Raw genomic sequence first — 19,443 nt, forward strand, 5'->3', positions numbered from 1 at the left:
TTTTCTTCGGTATTTTACAACCATGATCAGATGATAATACATCAAATATACTGAATGTGCATTATGATCCATTTTGTCCATATAATCAGTCCTTTCTATCCTTTCGACTGATTATAGTATACCGCACTTCGTGTCACAGAACAAGCGTTCTATTTTCTTTTTTTCTGCAACTCATCTCCCACCTGTATAGGAAGGAGAATTCTTGCTAACTTTTGTTAAACTTTTTTAATTTTTCTCTTCATACTTAACCAATTGTTCAATTTTATGATATAGTATTACTACTATCATTTTGAGTTCGTACACTTGGATGAATCTAGCCAATTTGAACGGTGCATTGGCCAGCTTCTCAAAAAACTAAAAATTTTGAAAAGGAGAAATTACTATCATGCGGCAGCTTTCATACACAATTGAACCGGAGGCAGACGGTCTGTCGGTAAACGCCTATGCCCGCAATATAGCCGGTCTGTCCCGGGCTTTTTTGCGTTCGGTGAAGTTTCGTGAAAACGGTATTCTGATCAATGGGCAGCGTGTGACCACACGGGGTGTGCTTCATGCCGGGGACTCCCTTGTTTTTAATATACCCAATGACCGCACTCAAAAGGTTGTGCCTGCTGAGGGGCCTGTATCCATTGTTTTTGAAAATGAAGATATCGTGCTTGTGAACAAACCCGCCGGTCTGGTGATCCATCCATGCCACGGTCATTATTCGGATACTCTGCTGAGTTATCTGGCCTGGTATTACCGACTGCTGCCGGAACAGCCGCTGCTCTGTCCCATCGGTCGTCTGGATAAGGATACCAGCGGTCTGATTCTTATAGCAAAGAACAAATACGCCGCCCAACAGCTGGAACGGCAGCGAGCAAATCATACCCTTTCCCGGGTTTATCTGGCTCTGGCAGAAGGCCACTGGACAAACCAGTCCAAATCGGGCCTGATCGACCGGCCTATTGAAAAAGTCCCGGAATGTTTTAACCGCTACCAGGTTACTGATACCGGACGTCCCTCAAGAACAGAATATGAAGTTTTATCAGAATTTACCTATGAAGAAACACCTTTTTCCCTTGTCCGCTTAAAGCTTCAGACCGGTCGTACCCACCAAATTCGTGTCCACATGGCCAGTCTGTCCCACCCGCTGTTGGGAGACTCCATTTACGGACATGAAGGTTTTCTCGGATTTGACCGGGCGGCGCTTCACAGCTTTGAAATCACCTGCCAGCTCCCGGGGCATCAGGACCTTGCTGTTTTTTCCAGTGAAATACCGGAGGATTTTCAAAAAATGATTGCCAAATCCATAAATTTTTCCTCTACGCTCATTTGATAATGCAATCATCATCCACGAAAAAACTCCGGATTCCCACTTCATTCAAGTGAAAATCCGGAGACTTCTTATCTTTTATTCGATTTTTGCAATGACTCAGATTATATATTCCAAGCCATCTTGAAAATATTTTCTTTCTTATAAGCCCAACTGTGCAAGTAAGATGAATACACCACAGCAGATGAATGGGATGAAAATCTGTGTAACAGCGATATCCCAATATGCTTCCTTATGTGTCAGCTTACAGATACCAAGCAATGTAATCTGAGCACCCTGATGAGGCAGAGTATCAAGAGTACCAGCTGCGATAGCTGCGATTCTATGTACATATGGAAGGGAAACACCCATCTGGAGATATGTATCTTTTAAAGCGTTGAATGCAACACCCATACCACCTGAAGCTGAACCGCAGGCACCGGCACAGATAGCAACTGTAATCATAACGAATACAAGCGGCTGCATGGACATATTCTTCAGTGCTGTTACCAGGTCATTAAAGCCCTGAGTATTCTGTACAACACCACCGAAACCAACAACGATAGCTGTATTCAGGATAGCAACACCTGAATCTGCTGCACCTTTGTTGAAAACGCCAATCCATTCATTAACACCCTTAATTCTCTTAAACATCAGGATTGTTGCCAGTGCTACACCCGCAAATACAGATGTTTCAACAGGGAATGGATGCATTGGATTATTAAACATAACAAGAATCAGAATGATAGGCAGAATTGCTACAATAACATTTGGCAGATCCTTTTCTTCATCAGGATTTGGCAGTTCTTCTGCTGTCAGCTGAAATTTTAATGTAGGGTCATCAAATACGATGCCTTTCTTTGTAAAACTTCTTGCTCTTACTTCCAGCCATACGAAGATTAACGCAAACATAACAATGGCTGTGATTAAAGATGGAACAAATGCAGCTGTAGATGGCGTACCAAGGCTATCCATAGCGATAACGTTCTGGATAGATGGTGAACCAGGTGCTGACATGGACCATGTCCAACATCCTGCTGAAATAGCTGCAGGAATCAATCTTCTTGTCAGGTTGCCTTCTTTGAAAAGATTCAGGGCGATTGGGTAGATAACGAAGAATACAACGAAACCGCTGACACCACCGAAAGTAAGGATACCTGTGATACACATGATAATTGGTGCAACATACTTGCCGCGGCAGAGACCTGCAATCGCTCTGGCAATAGATTCTGCTGCGCCTGTGTACTGATAAACAGCACCAAACAGGGCACCAACGAAGAATGTCAGAAAATACTTAGTAACATAATCTGTTGCTGCCGGCATGAAGAGTCCTTTTAAGCTTTCAAGAACTGGCAGACCGGAACACAAAATAACAAAAATGGTAACAAGGGGAGCCAGAATCAGCGCACTCATCTGCTTAAAAGCAAGTACACCGAAAAGGGCAATTGCAATAACTAATACTAAAATATGAATGTTCATACTCTCTCCTAAATAACACGCAACATAAACATTATGTTAAATAATAAACAACTCTCTTTTCTAAATGAGGCGAAATACAACCCGTGCGTTTCGCCCCGAAAATGTCAAACCGTCTCTTAAATTAAACTCAGATCAATCCAATTAGAAATCTGTCAGGTTTGCTTTACGTTTTTCAAGGAATGCTGTCATACCTTCCTTCTTATCATCTGTTGAGAATGATAAGCCGAACAGATTTGCTTCAAGTGTAAGACCACTTGCAAGATCTGTATCCATACCTGTGTTGATAGCCTGTTTAGCAAGAGAAACAGCATAGCTGCCCTTGGACATGATCTTCTTAGCCATTGCTTTACATGTATCAAGCAGTTCTTCCTGAGGAACAACCTTATTAGCAAGACCGATTCTGTAAGCTTCCTGAGCATCGATCTGATCACATGTGAAGATCAGTTCTTTTGCACGACCCTTGCCTACAAGACGTGGGAGACGCTGTGTGCCGCCGAAACCTGGAAGAATACCAAGACCTGTTTCAGGCTGACCAAACTTAGCATTGTCAGATGCTACACGAATGTCGCATGCCATAGAAATCTCGCAGCCACCGCCAAGAGCGTATCCGTTAACTGCTGCGATTGTAACCTGAGGCATTGTTTCAAGCTTTAAGAAAGCTTCTTTAGCAAGAAGACCCATCTTTCTTCCTTCAGCAGGTGTTGCATTCACCATTTCAGAAATATCTGCACCTGCAACGAAAGCCTTTGTGCCTGAACCTGTCAGAATAACAACTCTGATATCTTTGCGTTCTGCAATTTCACCAAAGCACTGGTCAAGTTCTGCAAGTGTTTCACTATTCAATGCATTCAGTGACTTTGGTCTGTTGATTGTTACTACTGCTACCTCGTTTTCGACTTCCATTAATAAATTGTTCATAAAGCATCCTCCTAAACTTATGATACATAATTAATTATTGTCACAAACAATTATTGGTACGCTAACTGTTTGTGTATGTGCTTATTATAATATCTCTTTTTCATTTTGTCTATCCATTTTCGAATGATTTTGTCACAAAAATCACAATCCAAATTTGTATAATTTGCCAAAAATTGAAAATAATTGAGTTTTTTTCTTTCAATTGAAGTACTTGGTATCAATTTTGTTGCAACAAACCAACTTATAAATTCCCCATCCCGGCATTTTAAACCTTATGGACATTATAATAATTGAATAAATTTCTCTGGAATTGCTTGACAATCCGCCAAAACCCATTTAAACTAAAAATAGTTTGTCTGCCAATTATTTTGGCAGGCAAAATGTATCGAACTGTTATAAAGCTATTTGTATATTAAGAAAAGGAGCAACATGGAATTAAATCAATGTATTAACTATCTGCTCACCACATCTCAGCACAGGGTCTTCCAGGAAGTCAGCAAACGACTGGAACCCTTTGATGTTACACCTGTTCAGTATGGTGTGCTCTACTGTCTGTGGAAGGGTGACAAAACGACTCCGAAGGAAATTGCAGCGGAGTTGAAACTTGAAAATTCAACAATTTCAGGTATTCTCGATCGTATGGAGAAGAAGGATCTGTTAAAACGCCAGGTCAGTACAGAAGACCGCCGTTACATAGAAGTTGTTTTGACAGAGAAGGGGGCTGCCCTTGAGAAACCGGTTCTCGATACTATCGATACAGCGAATATCGACATTCTGGCTGATATCTCTGATGAAGAACAGCAGATACTGAAGAAGAATCTCAGACTGCTGGCAGGACTGGAAGAGGATTAGAAGTTTCAGTCATTATAATAAACCCGCTGTAAAACCTCCAAATATAGGTTTTACAGCGGGTTTTCTCTTTTGTAAACAGGATTTTTCTTGACATTCCCTTAATTAAACTACTTAATATTTGACAACAAGATAATCGTCCGACTGCCATCATTCAATCAGATTTTCTCAATCACAACCCCGTGGGCAATTCCCGGTACACTCTGTCCTTCATTAAAGCTCACCGTTGACAACAATGCGCCTGTGGGTACAAATAGTATTCTCTGCCATTCTCCCCGATTTATTTTCGGCAGCAGATAGGCCGCCAGTGTTACTGCACTGCATCCACAGCCGCTGCCTCCCGCATGGGTATCCTGGCTCTCCGGGTCAAAGATCAGCATACCGCAGTCCAAATGCCTGTCACTGATATCATAGCCATGTTCAGCCACCAGTTTCAAAAGAATCTGCTGTCCCACTTTCCCCAAATCTCCGGTGATAATAGCATCATAATCTGTGGGCTGCCTGTTAAAATCCTTTAAATGCTGACAAATGGTATCACAGGCCGCCGGTGCCATGCAAGCCCCCATATTCATGGAATCCTTGACACCAAAATCAATGATGCGTCCAGGAGTTCCACCTGTAATTTTCGCCATCGCTCTGCCCTTTTTATCCTCCGCTGCCACAATCACTGCACCGCTGCCTACAACGGTCCAGGTGGCGGATAACGGTCTCTGATTGCCATAGGGCAAAGGAAAGCGGAACTGTTTTTCAGCTCCTGCAAAATGACTGGATGTCACTGCCAGCGCATAATTGCCCGCACCGCCGCACAGGGCCATGGATGCCAGAAGCAGGGATTCTCCAATGGTGGAACAGGCCCCATACACACCGAAAACCGGCCGCTCCAGCTCAATAAGTCCAAATGACGTGGCAATAAGCTGCCCCAATAGATCTCCGGCAAAAAGAAAATCCAGTTGTTCTTTGGATAAACCGGCCTTTTTAATCGCTTTCTCTGCCGCCACCAACTGCATGGTACTCTCTGCCTGCTCCCATGTCTCCATGCCAAACTTCGGGTCTTTCTCCACATGGTCAAAATACTGTCCAAGAGGTCCCTGTCCCTCTTTCTCCCCTACAACAGAAGAAGCCGCCAGAATCACCGGCGACTTCTCAAAAATCATTGAATTATTGCCAACTTTCTGAATCATACATAAGCCTCCACGTAGAATGTGTCTTTGATATCAGTATGAATCAAAAAGTAAATATTATTCCTGACAACAAACTCTGCCTGTAATTGTAAAACCTCCGCTGCTGTGATATGATAATTACATTGAAACCATCATCGAATTCGATTATTTTTCAGAAAGGAGCTGGCATGATGCAAACATTCAATATTCCTGTTGGTATTTCTGACTTTTCAGAAATCCGTCAAAACGGATATTACTACGTTGATAAAACCGGCCTGATTGCCGAATTATTAAACAACTCTGCTGCAAAAGTCACCCTCATTACAAGGCCCCGCCGCTTTGGCAAAACCCTTGGCATGAGCATGCTGGCTGCTTTCTTCGATATTCATAAAAACAGTGACACTTTATTTGAAGGACTTGAAATTTCCAAAGATACTGCGTCCTGCCAGAAATGGATGAATCAATATCCCACACTCTTTCTGACTTTCAAAGATGTGGATGGGCTGAATTTTGATGACGCATACGGTCAGCTTGCTGCCCAGATTGCTGATTTATACAAAGAACATGCATATTTGCTTGATTGTCCGATTATAGACAGCGATGATAAACAGATTTTTCTTGAATTGAAAGCAGGCACTGCCGGCAAAATTCACCTCAGCCGTTCTCTGGTTCTGCTGATGCGCATGATGAAAACGTATTATCACAAACCGGTTATTCTTTTACTGGACGAATACGATGTTCCACTTGCAAAAGCCAGCAGCCATGGGTATTATACCGAAATGCTCAGCCTGATTAAAACGCTTCTGAGCACCGCACTCAAAGATAACCCCAATCTCTGCTTTTCTGTGATTACCGGTTGCCTCAAAATTGCAAAGGAAAGCATTTTTACAGGCACTAATAATTTTGTATCCGACACCATCAGTCATTCCCGCCTGAATGAATATTTCGGTTTTACTGAAAATGATGTCAATACGCTTCTCAAAAAAGCACATGCAGAAATACATGCTTCACAGGTAAAATACTGGTACGACGGGTACCGTTTCGGAGATTTTGACGTCTACTGTCCATGGGATGTGATGAATTACCTCCGAGATTTGCAGATAAATCCTCAAGCTCAACCTTCAAGTTATTGGAAAAACACCAGTGATAATGCCATTATCCGTTCTTTTATTGATTATGCAGGCAATACCATCACCAAAAAGCTTGAAAAACTGCTCTCCGGTGAATACATTCTTCAGCACATCGATGAAAATCTGACTTATGATTATCTCCATTCTTCCGAAGATAATCTGTGGAGTATTCTTTATCTGACCGGTTATCTGACCAGAGCCGACAACGTACAGCTTTCCGCCCCTCAGACGGACGGTGTCTATGCGCTGAAAATTCCAAACGCTGAAATTCGTGAAATCTTTGAGACTACCGTTATCAAATGGTTTGACGACAGTGCCCGAACCTGGAACAGACAGGCATTGTTTCAGGCTATCTGGAATACAGACTGTTCCCGAATCACTGATGAAATGACCAAACTTCTGCGTAAAACCATCAGTTACCATGATTATCTCGAAGATTATTACCACGCTTTTCTGGCAGGTATCTTTGCAGGAGCCGGTTATATCGTTGAATCCAATAAGGAACATGGTGAAGGCCGCAGTGATGTTGTGGTCTATGATACTGAAAACAGCCGCGTTGCCGTCTTCGAAGCAAAGTACTCAAAATCTCTTGAGCAGATGGAATCAGATTGTGACGCTGCTCTGCAGCAGATTGAAGAGAAAATGTATGCCCAAGAATATGAAGATGAGTATGACCAGATTCTATGCTATGGTATTGCTTTTTTCAAAAAGCGCTGTCTGGTTCAGGCTGTAAAAAATGACTAGAAAATAGAATTTTAAACACCAACTAACTTGACGAATACTTAAAACAAAAATATCCTGAATAAGCATATCAAAGTCATCTGAAAATGATTTTTCTTATCAGGATATTTCTGTTTCTGAATTTCTAATTTCAGCAATAACATACCTATTATTCTTGTCAATCACTAATTCTTCTTTATGTTCTAGCACTTGAGGATGCATTTCTTCCCAGATATCGTACCAGTCTAAACACGACTTATACCATTGTTCTAATACATCATCTACCTGACTTCCAACACTTTCGGGATATAGATTTTCATCAACAGAAGTTAGTTCTTTGACATCCGATGAACCAACTTCATCATCGCATACTTGCTCTATCCACTTTTCCCACTCATCCTGCTTCGTTTTCTCCACCGAATAATAATAATTCTCCGCTTTCTCAGCCGCATCTGCCATAGCTTCTGCTGCCAATCTTAACTGCCAGTCGAGAAAGGCCTGGTCTGTGGACAGTTCATGTCCAAGCAGTGTAGCGCCCTTCGGCACATTTTTCAAGCCCGCAATGAGGGCCTGGTCCTCGGCGCTCATCTTTCCCAGGACAACGGCGGCGTCTTCTTCTGAAACACCGGCAGCCCGGAATTGATTCATCCGCTCCAGCCGTTCCATATAATGCCTGTATCCAAATGGGTAATAGGATACCTGACCGTTCTCAAAAATCAGCAGCGCATCCGCCACCTGTTCAATGAAATAACGGTCATGGGAAATAAAGAGCATGGTGCCTTTGTAAACTCTAAAAGCAGATTCCAGGGTTTCTCTGGCCGGAATATCCATATGATTGGTAGGCTCGTCCAGCATCAGGAAGTTCGGCCGTTTTTCAAGGATTTCTGCCAGTACGAGCCGGGCTTTCTCACCGCCGGAAAGGTCGCTGACCGTTTTCTGCACATCAGCCCCTTCAAAAAGCCATGCTGCCAGTTCATTCCTGACATCTTTCTCCGGCATGGCAGGAAAAAGGTCATGAAAATGCTCCAGCACTTTCTTGTCAGATGTCAATGCTGCCGACTGCTGATCGAAATATCCCGGTTCTATATGAAGTCCCAGCTGACATTTACCCTTGACAGGTGCCAGAAGTCCCGCTACTGTCTTGAGAAAAGTCGTCTTGCCGGCACCGTTTGGCCCGATAATGCCGATCTTCTGTCCCCGTCGGATGCGTAATGAAAGTTCTGCAATAGCCTTGCCGTCGTAACCAATCTTCAATTCTTCTGCCTCAGCTACCCATTTGCCACCCATCACCGCAGGTACCAGTTCCCCGGTAAAAATATGTTCTGCCAGTGTCGGCGGAGTCGGCAATTTCTCCATGCGCTCTATCAATTTTTTCTTGGATCGAGCAAAGGCTGCCTTTTTCGGTTTGTGCTTGAAACGCTCGATCAGCTGATTCAGCCGTTCCAATTCTGCCTGCTGCTGCTCGTACTGCTTCTTCCAGATGGCCAGATTCTTCAGCTTCTGCTGTCGAAACTGGGTATAATTGCCCACATAGCGTACAAGTTTCTTATCTGTCAGCTCATAGACAATTTCTGCCGTTTCATCAATAAAATATCGGTCATGGGAAACCATGACAACCGCGCCCGAATAATTCTGCAGATAATTTTCCAGCCATCGGACACTCTCCATGTCCAGATGATTCGTTGGCTCATCCAACAACAGGATATCCGGTTTTTCCAGGAGCAGCCGTACCATAGCAATCTTTGTCTGTTCTCCTCCGGAAAAATCCGACAAAAGTTTTTCTTTATCTTCTTTTGCAAAGCCAAAGCCAGTAAAAATCCTGTCATATTCCTGCTCGAATTCGAAGCGCTCCCGGTCCCAGGTATCTCTGGAAGGGCACAGCACCATCATCTCTTCCTGCACCGTATGGGCAGTATTCTCAAAGATCTGCTGTCTCAGCATGCCAATAGTCACATTTCTTGCCAGATAAATGCCCTCACCCTGCCTGCGGTCATCTCTTTCCAGAAACAGCTCCCCGGCAATCAGCCGCAAAAACGTTGTTTTTCCGGAACCGTTCGGACCGGTAATAGCAATGCGTTCCCGACCCTTGATCTCAAAATCAAAATGCTCCAGGAGATTTTCACCGCCAATGGCCAGTGTGCCGTCCGTAATCCGATACAGCATCTTAAATCTCCACTGTACCCTGCAGGTAATTGATAAACTGCTGTGCCGTACGTCCGGAAATACCGCCGTGACGCATCTCCCACTTATTTGCCTCAGCACAGAGTTCTTCATCTGTCATGGTCAGACCCACGCGGCGTGCCAGTTCAATGACGATTTCATTGAATTCTTTCTTGGATGGCTTTGAATAACTGATCTGAACACCAAAACGATTAACAAGAGACAATTTTTCTTCCATTGTGTCTGAACGATGAAGATCGTTCTCGTACTCCATATCATTCCTGTCATTCCATGTCTCTTTGATCAGATGACGTCTGTTGGATGTGGCATAAATCAGGATATTCTCAGGTTTTGTCTCAACACCACCTTCAATAACTGCTTTCAGGAACTTGTATTCAATTTCATGCTCTTCAAAAGAAAGGTCATCCATATAAATAATAAAGCGATAATTGCGATTTTTAATCTGTGCAATAACGTTGGACAGGTCTCTGAACTGATGCTTATAAATCTCAATCATTCGCAGACCCTGGTCATAATAAGCATTGACAATAGCCTTGATGCTTGTGGATTTACCTGTACCACTGTCGCCGAAGAGCAGCACATTGTTGGCTTTTCTGCCCTGAACAAAGGCTTCCGTATTATCCACCAGCTTCTTCTTCTGGATTTCATAACCTACCAGGTCATCTAACATCACCGTATCCATATTGTTGATCGGACAGAATTCCACATGATTCTCTGTTCTTGACGCAATACGGAATGCCTTATTCAGACCGAACATACCCACACCGTAAGCTTTGTAAAAATCCGTCACCACGTCAAAAAATTCATCCTCATTCGCTGTTTTCTCCAGCCGTTCACTGAGGGCCTGGACCTTCTCACTAACATTCTTATTGTACATCAATTCTTTCTTACCAATAGCCTTGTACTGCGAGAGCCTTGTAAAGCAATCAATGCCCAGACGTTCTTCAATTTCAGAAAAATCAAAGTCAAACAAAGCCTTAAATGCCTTAAAATCACCTTTGGCAAAGAAGTTGACACTGCCGTCGTTGGCCCCGACTTTCTCACAGGTTAAACTGAAAGGATTCTCATCTGTGATCAACAGATAAGTCAGATAATTGTGCCAGAGATTCTTATCGAAACCATAATCGGTGGCCACCTGAAGCAGATGTTTCACCTGGGTAAAAATGCGTGTCACCAGTTCATCCCTTGACTGGGTATCTTGATCCATCTGTTTGAAAATATCGCTTAACTGCATTAAAATGCTGTCCTTCGGCATATCGCCGTACATTAACAGCTTTGATACGATTTTATACATTCTTCAGTCCTCCATTTATCTTTGCTATGTCCTGCATCCATGATATATTTTCTTAACATCATTTTTTACAAATGTGTTTATTTATCCGATTATACTCCTATTTCCTATAGTAATTCAAGTCTATCTCTGTTATTTCGACAAATTACAATTCAAAACGCACAAAATTTTCCTGTAACTTCAAACCATCGTGTATTTTTCTCGTTTTAAAGCGTTGAACCCTTAAAGTATCTGTGTTATAATGATGTTACGTTGATTTTTACAATATTTGTATAAAAGATAAATTCAACAAAACGGAGGTTTGACCCATGAATCATGAACAGATGCAGATGGAGTTTGTCCGCAAACTCCCAATCCCACAGGAAATTAAGAAACAATTCCCGATTTCTGAAAAAATCGCCCAACATAAAGCCGAACGCGACGAAGCCATTCGCCGTGTTTTTACAGGCGAATCCGACAAGTTTCTCTTAATTATCGGCCCATGCTCCGCAGACAGTGAAGAGCCTGTTATGGAATACATTCACCGACTGGCAAGGGTTCAGGAGAAAGTTGCTGACAAAATCATTATGATACCGCGTATCTATACCAATAAGCCCCGGACAACAGGCAAAGGCTACAAGGGCATGCTCCACCAGCCGGACCCTGAGAAACAGCCGGATCTTCTGGAAGGCCTGATCGCCATCCGCAAGCTCCACGCAAGAGCTATCGAAGAAACCGGACTTACCTGTGCCGATGAAATGCTCTACCCTGAGAATCACCGCTACCTCTCTGACCTGCTCAGTTATGTAGCTGTAGGCGCCCGCTCCGTAGAAGACCAGATTCACCGTCTTACAGGTAGTGGTGTCGGCATCCCATGCGGTATGAAGAACCCAATGAGCGGAGATATCTCCGTCATGCTTAATTCCATTGAGGCTGCCCAGAGCCCGCAGATGTTTGTCTACAGGGGCTGGGAAGTCAAAACGCCCGGCAATCCACTGGCCCATGCTATTCTCCGCGGTGCTGTCAATGAACACGGCAACAATATCCCGAACTACCATTTTGAGAATCTCAGCCGTCTCTATGACAACTATGCCGAAAAAGGCCTTGAGAATATGGCCTGCATCATTGACACCAACCACTCCAACTCCAGCAAGCAGTACATGGCACAGATTCGTATCGCCAACGAAGTCATGCACAGCCGCCGTCACTCCGATGACATCAAAAAGCTTGTCAAGGGCTTCATGATTGAGAGCTATCTGGAAGACGGCAGTCAGAAGATCGGCGAAGGCGTATTCGGCAAATCCATTACTGACCCTTGCCTTGGCTGGGAAAAAACGGAGGCGCTGATTTACAGTATTGCGGAGCAGTTGTAAAATATAAGGCGGCTGCCCTAGTCATAGAACGAAATAAAAAACGGTTATTTTACACAGGCACGTTTGCACTGCCAACGTTTGGCAGCGGTACATAAGGCAGTATAAAACACTGCCTAAGTACCGGCCAACGTTGAAGCACCTATGTAGAATAACCGTTTTTTATTTCTTCTCTTTTGTGTATTGAGGCAGCCGCGTGATGGTCATTTTCAATCAACAGTTATGCTCCTCAATGATGTAAATCAACTTTTAGATAAAATAAATTTCTTGGCTCACAAATGTGCAGCAAATTCTTCACCGCAGTCCTCTACCATTCGAGTAATGCACCACACAGGCGTCCGATATGAAAGCATTTCTGGTGTCTGAACATGATAGACAGGCGTTGGAGATTAAGGTCGGAGTGCTCGACTTCCCGAGCGTAACTATGAGCGGCATCAGCGATTGCCTCAAAGGAAAGCTGACCTTTTTCTGCTGCTTTGGCGCAGACCATGTCTTCTATGAGCATGGTGCTGATGACGGCCAGTTTGACTTTTGAATACGGCATTCCATCATAGACAGCGCCCGCAAAATATACGTAAATGAAGTAACTGAGCAGCTGTTCTGCTATTTTGTCCGGCATCCGGTACTGGTGCAGTGCTTCGTATTGTTTCCTGCCGCCGCCAAATAAAACCTTCTCATAATGTCTGACTTTCTTCGGCCAGTCTGCTGACAGGACTTCCAGTTTGTGCAGACTGGCAAACATCTCTTTCATGACATGGTAGCGACTGCCGGGATTTTCCCATCTTTCTTTCAGATAAGCACACATCCTGTCTGCCGCCCCTTCTGAAAGATAATGGTCATATATATTCTCCAGTCCAAACAACTGCCCCGCATTGATATTTCTCTGCAAATGATGGCCCATGGACAGCATCTGTATCATTCGCACTGCCATCGGTACGTTTTCATTTTCTATCAGTTTCCAGAAAGCATCCCGGCCGTCTAAAAGCTGTGAAAAAAGCAGTTCATCAAAATCCCCATAGTCCTCTGAATGCCCTTTTTTCTCATCATAAATGAGATTCAGTCTGTCCTGTGACAAAATCATCCGCGCTGCCTCCGGGCATGACAAAGACAATGACAATTCCCTGACATTTTCATATTCTTCTTCATGCCTCGGATACTGTCTACATGTTTTACAAAACAGTTTTTCCCCGGCTTCCGTATAAATATCGCAGAGATTTTCCTCATTTAGGAAAGCACATCTTCTGTCATACTGCTTAAAACTTTTTCTCTTAAAATTAATTGAATTGCGCAGACGATTACCGAAACCGCCGGGATATTTCTTATACTTTTCAAGGGTTTTGTCATCAATGACAATCTCCCATCCCGCACAGCACGTATCCGGACATTCTCCGCCGATACATGTAAACTGCCGGTAATAATCCGGATATACATACTCCATTGTCGTCACTCCCTGTTGTCTTTTTATTCTTTATTCATTTCGGCCACATTCTATTAAACACAGGATTCCATATCATTTGTTTCAATTCTATATGTTCCTGCCAATACCCAATTCTTATATCGTACATCCATCCACACTGCAAACAGTCAGCCGATCACCATCCACCTTAAACTGCACATTTCGCCCGGCAAAATTAACGCCATACACTCGCTCCGGATCATTCTGATAAGCCGGTCTCGGATCCTGGGCCAATACCCCCAGCAGTGCTTCTCGTTTATCCGACGGAAAAAGCATCAGAAATTCCGAAGCACATGACACTTTCAGCCTATAATCCTTGAACTGTCCGCTGAAGCCGCCAAGTGCCTCCGGATGGCAGTCCACATGAGGCAGATAGGGTTTAATATCATAAATTGGCGTGCCGTTCATCATGTCAATACCCGAAACGATGATCACAGGTCCCTCATCTGTCTGAAGCTGAATGTCCTCTATTTTCACAGAAGACACGCCTACCGGATTCGGTCGGAAAGGAGAACGTGTAGCAAAAACACCCGCTTTTTTGTTGCCGCCCAGCCTTGGCGGACGCACCGTCGGTGACCATTTATTTCTGGGTGATTCCGAAAATCCCCACAAAAGCCACAGCCACGAATAACCCTCTATCCCGGAGAGTGCCTCCGGCACACGATATTCCGGCTCAAATATTATCTTCCCGGTCAGTTTAGGAACCAGTCCACTCTGCCTCGGCACACCAAACTTCTCGCCAAAATCCGTATAAATTCTGGCTATAACTTTTAATGTTAAATTGTCCATTTAGATTTTGCTCCTGCTTCTCATACCCTTCAGAACCTGGCTAATCGCACTGCCCTTTAATGGCTTGTACGGACGTCCCTGCAGCAGAAGCTGCTTAACCTGAATATCCCGGAGATTTTTGACATCTTTCTCATAAGGATTCTCTGATAAAATAACCATATCTGCGATTTTACCGGTTTCCAGGCTGCCTCGTTCTTTTTCATCGAAGGTTGTATAATAACCGTTATACGTGCACATTTTAAGTGCCTCCTGTACAGTCAGGGATTCTTCCGGGACACTATGATTGCAGGCACGATACATCCATTCAATCGGATCCGGGTCGGTACACGGGCCATCCGAACCGGCACTCATCATGATGCCATGTTCCGTAAATGTCCGCAGCGGATTCAGCCGCTGACTTCTCTCGCCAAGAATATCTTCCAGGTATTCATCCGGTTCCTGAGGCCAATCGATAAATGCGCTCTGTACCGGCAACAAAATATGATATTTCTCACAGATATCGATGCCTTCTTTCGTCGGCAGGCAGGCATGGATAATGGCATGTCTGTGATCTTCCCGCGGATAATCATCCAAAGCCGCTTTCAAAGCTCTGGTGGCCTGATCAAAAGCCGCATCACCGATGGCATGCATCTCTATCTGCAGTCCGGCACGATTGGCCTTTTTGCAGAATTCTGCCACCTGCGCATCACTGTAGTACAAAACACCTTTGCTGTCGCTGTTCTCATAAGGCACACGAAGCGCTGCATCCTTTGAACCAAAGCAGCCGTCTAACGCAGTGGCAAAACATCCGCCCACTCTCGGCAGATGCCGTTTCTGTACTTTCTTCACATCCATGGTTTGGAAAAAGACACGCATCTGCATACCGTTATTCAGCCCACGTCCAAACCATCTCTCCAAATCCACATCCAGATCTCTGACAAACCCCACCCCACTTACCGTGTGGATCATTCCGATTCCTTTGGAGGCCATATAATCAATGGCTTTCTGCATATTTTTTAACAACTGTGGTACTGAAATCGAATTCGTCACATAATCCGAAATGGCAAAAAAGGCTTCCTGATTCATTTCCCCTGTATCCGCATGGCAGCCACGAAGCCCCGACACTTTATCCTTCACCTGCTCATAGAGTTTCGTATTCACAACGCAGGCATGTCCATCATATTTCCCCATGAAAACCGGTTTATCCGGACAAACCCGGTCCAGCTCATTTCGGTTGACAAGCCTTCTTTCCTTAACCGAATAGGGTGATGCACCAAAACCGATCAGCATCTTCTGGTCACTTTTCTTTGCAAAATCAGACAGCATCGAAAGAATCTCTTCATTACTGGCAGCATTCATGACATTCAATCCTGCATGAAATGTGGAAAAACTCGCAAAGTGAATATGGCTGTCCGTGAAGGCCGGAATCAATGCTTTCTTTCCAAGCCGCTCATGACGAACAGAGATATATCTTTCCGGCAATTCATCTCCTACATATAAAATTCTGCCGCCATCTTCTACAAGATAACGTGCTACCTGATCATTGGCATCGCACGTCAGAATCGCACCTTCATAAACCTTCATATGAATCCCTCCTGTTCGTAATCATTACTGCTTTTATTTTAGCACGACAAAAGATGCCTGACAACATTCTGTCATCAGACATCTTTTGAAACATTCACATTTTAATTATTCGCTTGTTTATTCAATTCAAATACACCTAAAATCAGGCCTCTAAACACTTCTTATAATCCCATCTGAGCAAGAACAATGAAAAGACCACATGTGATAAATGGGATAATAATCTGTGTAATCGCAATATCAAAGTAGGCTTCCTTATGTGTCAGCTTGCAGATACCAAGCAATGTAATCTGAGCACCCTGGTGAGGCAGAGTATCCAGTGTACCTGCTGCAATTGTAGCGATACGATGAATGTAAGGTAATTTTGCACCAAGTGCAAGATATGTATCTGTCAGTGCGTTAAACGCAACACCCATACCACCTGAAGCAGAACCGCAGGCACCGGCACAGATAGCAACTGTAATCATAACGAATACAAGTGGAGGCATTGACATACCCTTTAATGCTGTAACAAGATCTGCAAATCCCTGTGTATTCTTAACAACACCACCGAAACCAACAACGATGGCTGTATTCAGAATGGCAACACCGGAGTCTGCTGCACCTTTATTGAAAACTTTCACCCACTGTTCAATACCGCCCTTGACGAATTTGAACATCAGAATAGCTGCTAATGCAACCCCTGCAAATACAGATGGCACAACATCAAGATGAAAGCCATTAAACAGAACAAGAATCAGAATAATAGGAATGAATGCGATTACCCAGTGCGGCAAATCTTCACGTCCCTGAATGTTCAAATCTTCTGCTGACAGCTGTGTCTTTAATCTTGCATCATCAAAATAATAACCGTTCTTTGTGAACTTGCGGGCACGATACTCAAGCCATACAAAGATTAACAGGAATTCAATAATGGATACAATCAGAGATGGTAAAAATGCAGCTGTTGATAAAGTACCAAGACTCTTGATCGCAATAACATTCTGAATGGACGGAGAACCCGGTGCTGACATGGACCATGTCCAGCAGCCTGCTGAAATTGCAGCCGGAATCAGTCGTCTTGTCAGATTGGATTCCTTGAAAAGGTTCAGTGCAATCGGATAAATAACGAAGAATACAACGAAACCGCTGACACCACCAAAAGTAAGAATACCTGTGATACACATGATAATAGGAGCTACAAACTTACCATGACATAAGCCGCCGATAAATCGTGCAATAGATTCTGCAGCACCTGTAAACTGGTAAACCGCACCAAACAATGCACCGACAAAGAATGTCAGGAAATACTTAGAAACGTAATCTGCTGCCGCCGGCATGAACATATCCTGCAAGCCTTCCATGATCGGAATACCTGAACAGATTAATACAAAAATCGTCACTACCGGCGCAAGAATCAATGCACTTAACTGCTTAAACGCCAGCAATGCAAAGAGAATAATGGCAATTAATAACACAAGAATACCAAAATTCATAATAGCAATCCTCCTTTTATTTGTCTAATTGTGATCATCCACTCTCTTTTGAATAACCACTTTCCTTATCTCACATAATGCCTGCCCTTCACCTGTGAAATAATTTCTTACACTAACTATTAAGCAAATAATATGCCAACTTTTTAACATGCTGTAAAATGAGGATTTTCAGCCATTTTATCGTTTGTTTTTCTTGTATTTATGTGTTTTTATTTCTAATATCGTGTCATTTTTGACACATAATTTATTTTCAATTTCTTATGTGTACTGATTTTTTTCTCATACACACATCATTTTTGAATTTTTACCGATTCTTTATCGTCTGCAATTGCTTTCTTCTGACAAGAATATAACAAAGAATATGAACACCACCGGTAATAATCCAGGTAATTGGATAGGAAATGTACAGCATCCAAAGACTTCTGTGAATCTGAAACGCAGTAAAAATCCACACAATCCGCAGGCCGCAGGCACCGATCAGAGAAACAATCATTGGCATCAACGAATAACCGACACCGCGGAGTGCACCCACCATTGTATCCATAATGCCGCATAAAAAGTAAGCCGTACAGATTACAGCCATTCGGTCCTTTCCAAACTGAATCACATTGGGATCCGATGAATAAATAGACAGCAGTGTGTCTCCGGCAAGCCATGCTCCCACACCGAAAATAAGACCTACAGATATCACCAGTCCCTGACATATAAACAGCACCTTATGAATTCGTTTTTCCTCGCCAGCGCCATAATTCTGGCTTGTAAAACTCATAGCGGTCTGCTGAAAAGTATTCATGGATATATAAATAAAGTTTTCGATATTCATAGAGGCGGTATTGCCTGCCATGGCCGTGGAACCAAAGGAATTGATGGATGACTGGATCAATACATTGGACAGTGAAAAAACGACACCCTGCATCCCCGCCGGAAGGCCGATCTGCATGATCTGACGCAATTTACCTTTAACAATTCCCAGCTGATGCAGATCCAGATGGCAGCACCCCTGACTTCTCATCAGGCAGCGAATGATCAATGCCGCAGAGATATACTCCGCAATCACCGTTGCCAGTCCGACACCTGCTACACCCAGATGGCAAACAATAACAAAAAACAGATTAAAGCAAACATTAATAATCCCTGCCGTCACCAGATAGAACAACGGCCTTTTCGTATCTCCCACTGCACGAAGGATAGAACTGCCAAAATTATACAGCAGTGTCGCCGGCATGGCCAGAAAGTAAATCTTCAGATATAAACTGGACTGATCCAGAACATCATCCGGTGACCCCATCCAGATCAGAAGTGTTCTTGTCACAGTCACGCCAAGAATCAAAAGAAAAATACCACTGACCATACTCAGAGTAATAGCTGTATGTACCGTTTCATTCACTTCATCATCTCTTCCGGCACCATGAAAACGGGCCACAAGAACATTGGCACCCACAGAAAATCCGATAAAAAGATTAATCAGCAGGTTGATCAATGAACTGGTGGATCCCACTGCAGCCAATGCCGTACTGCCGACAAATCGGCCAACCACAATAATATCTGCTGCATTAAACAGCAGTTGCAAAATGCCGGACAACATCAATGGAATTGAAAAGCGGATAATCTTTCCAAACAGCGGTCCGTGACACATATCAATTTCATAAGACTGACTCATTTATTCACACTCCTCGTATTATATAGTAGTAGTGTTTAGAGACCCTCTCCAAGGTCTTCATAACTATTAAGTCATAGTCCTTTTCTTTACCTTTTCTACAGGTTCGACTATGATATATAAGGTGCTGTGGAT

14 protein-coding genes and 1 pseudogene are annotated in these 19,443 nt (G+C 43.5%); 4 read left to right on the forward strand and 11 right to left on the reverse strand.

Annotated features, from left to right (window positions below):
- Positions 1-81: pseudogene (locus NBH03_RS16245) on the reverse strand (IS200/IS605 family transposase); the annotation flags it as partial.
- 304 nt (positions 82-385) lie between these two features.
- On the opposite strand from NBH03_RS16245, the gene NBH03_RS15200 reads away from it, so the two are divergent.
- Positions 386-1,318 carry an RluA family pseudouridine synthase gene (locus NBH03_RS15200; RefSeq protein ID WP_250800057.1) on the forward strand — a complete coding sequence of 311 codons (933 nt, stop codon included), beginning with the start codon at positions 386-388 and terminating at the stop codon, positions 1,316-1,318.
- A gap of 138 nt (positions 1,319-1,456) precedes the next feature.
- Here the strand turns inward: NBH03_RS15200 and NBH03_RS15205 are convergent, their stop codons facing one another.
- Positions 1,457-2,773, reverse strand: coding sequence for a GntP family permease (locus tag NBH03_RS15205; RefSeq protein ID WP_250800058.1), 1,317 nt, complete (start codon positions 2,771-2,773; stop codon positions 1,457-1,459).
- A 141-nt stretch (positions 2,774-2,914) separates the two neighbouring features.
- Positions 2,915-3,691 (reverse strand): enoyl-CoA hydratase-related protein, encoded by a 777-nt coding sequence (locus tag NBH03_RS15210; RefSeq protein ID WP_015512657.1) that lies wholly within the window; start codon positions 3,689-3,691, stop codon positions 2,915-2,917.
- Positions 3,692-4,120: 429 nt separating this feature from the next.
- Between NBH03_RS15210 and NBH03_RS15215 the strand changes: the two genes are divergently transcribed.
- The gene (locus NBH03_RS15215) at positions 4,121-4,543 is read left to right on the forward strand and encodes a MarR family winged helix-turn-helix transcriptional regulator (protein ID WP_250800059.1); all 423 of its coding nucleotides are present in this window, start codon (positions 4,121-4,123) and stop codon (positions 4,541-4,543) included.
- Positions 4,544-4,698: 155 nt separating this feature from the next.
- On the opposite strand, the gene NBH03_RS15220 is transcribed toward NBH03_RS15215, so the two are convergent.
- A complete protein-coding gene (locus tag NBH03_RS15220; protein ID WP_250800060.1) occupies positions 4,699-5,721 on the reverse strand; it encodes a stage V sporulation protein AD in 1,023 nt (340 codons plus the stop codon).
- Between the two features lie 170 nt (positions 5,722-5,891).
- Between NBH03_RS15220 and NBH03_RS15225 the strand changes: the two genes are divergently transcribed.
- Positions 5,892-7,574, forward strand: coding sequence for an AAA family ATPase (locus NBH03_RS15225; RefSeq protein ID WP_250800068.1), 1,683 nt, complete (start codon positions 5,892-5,894; stop codon positions 7,572-7,574).
- A 96-nt stretch (positions 7,575-7,670) separates the two neighbouring features.
- Here the strand turns inward: NBH03_RS15225 and NBH03_RS15230 are convergent, their stop codons facing one another.
- Both NBH03_RS15230 and NBH03_RS15235 read right to left on the reverse strand, forming a co-directional pair.
- Entirely contained in the window at positions 7,671-9,713 is a 2,043-nt protein-coding gene (locus NBH03_RS15230) for an ABC-F family ATP-binding cassette domain-containing protein (RefSeq protein WP_250800061.1), read from the reverse strand.
- A gap of 1 nt (position 9,714) precedes the next feature.
- On the reverse strand, positions 9,715-11,025 hold the full coding sequence (locus NBH03_RS15235; protein ID WP_250800062.1) for an ATP-binding protein: 1,311 nt from the start codon (positions 11,023-11,025) through the stop codon (positions 9,715-9,717).
- Positions 11,026-11,330: 305 nt separating this feature from the next.
- Here NBH03_RS15235 and NBH03_RS15240 point away from each other — a divergent pair, with 305 nt between their 5' ends.
- Complete coding sequence (locus NBH03_RS15240; RefSeq protein WP_330620948.1) at positions 11,331-12,374, forward strand: 3-deoxy-7-phosphoheptulonate synthase; 1,044 nt, start codon at positions 11,331-11,333, stop codon at positions 12,372-12,374.
- A 304-nt stretch (positions 12,375-12,678) separates the two neighbouring features.
- On the opposite strand, the gene fliB is transcribed toward NBH03_RS15240, so the two are convergent.
- From fliB to NBH03_RS15265, 5 genes are all read right to left on the reverse strand, one after another.
- Complete coding sequence (gene fliB, locus NBH03_RS15245; protein ID WP_250800063.1) at positions 12,679-13,809, reverse strand: flagellin lysine-N-methylase; 1,131 nt, start codon at positions 13,807-13,809, stop codon at positions 12,679-12,681.
- 114 nt (positions 13,810-13,923) lie between these two features.
- Entirely contained in the window at positions 13,924-14,616 is a 693-nt protein-coding gene (gene tsaA, locus NBH03_RS15250; protein ID WP_250800064.1) for a tRNA (N6-threonylcarbamoyladenosine(37)-N6)-methyltransferase TrmO, read from the reverse strand.
- Entirely contained in the window at positions 14,617-16,179 is a 1,563-nt protein-coding gene (locus NBH03_RS15255) for an amidohydrolase (protein ID WP_250800065.1), read from the reverse strand.
- A 161-nt stretch (positions 16,180-16,340) separates the two neighbouring features.
- Positions 16,341-17,651 (reverse strand): GntP family permease, encoded by a 1,311-nt coding sequence (locus tag NBH03_RS15260; protein WP_250800066.1) that lies wholly within the window; start codon positions 17,649-17,651, stop codon positions 16,341-16,343.
- Positions 17,652-17,955: 304 nt separating this feature from the next.
- Positions 17,956-19,311, reverse strand: a complete 1,356-nt coding sequence (locus tag NBH03_RS15265; protein ID WP_250800067.1) for an MATE family efflux transporter — start codon at positions 19,309-19,311, stop codon at positions 17,956-17,958.
- Positions 19,312-19,443: the final 132 nt, after the last annotated feature.

Origin of the sequence: Coprococcus intestinalis (assembly GCF_023656595.1) — a bacterium.
GTDB classification, from domain to species: domain Bacteria; phylum Bacillota; class Clostridia; order Lachnospirales; family Lachnospiraceae; genus Coprococcus_A; species Coprococcus_A intestinihominis.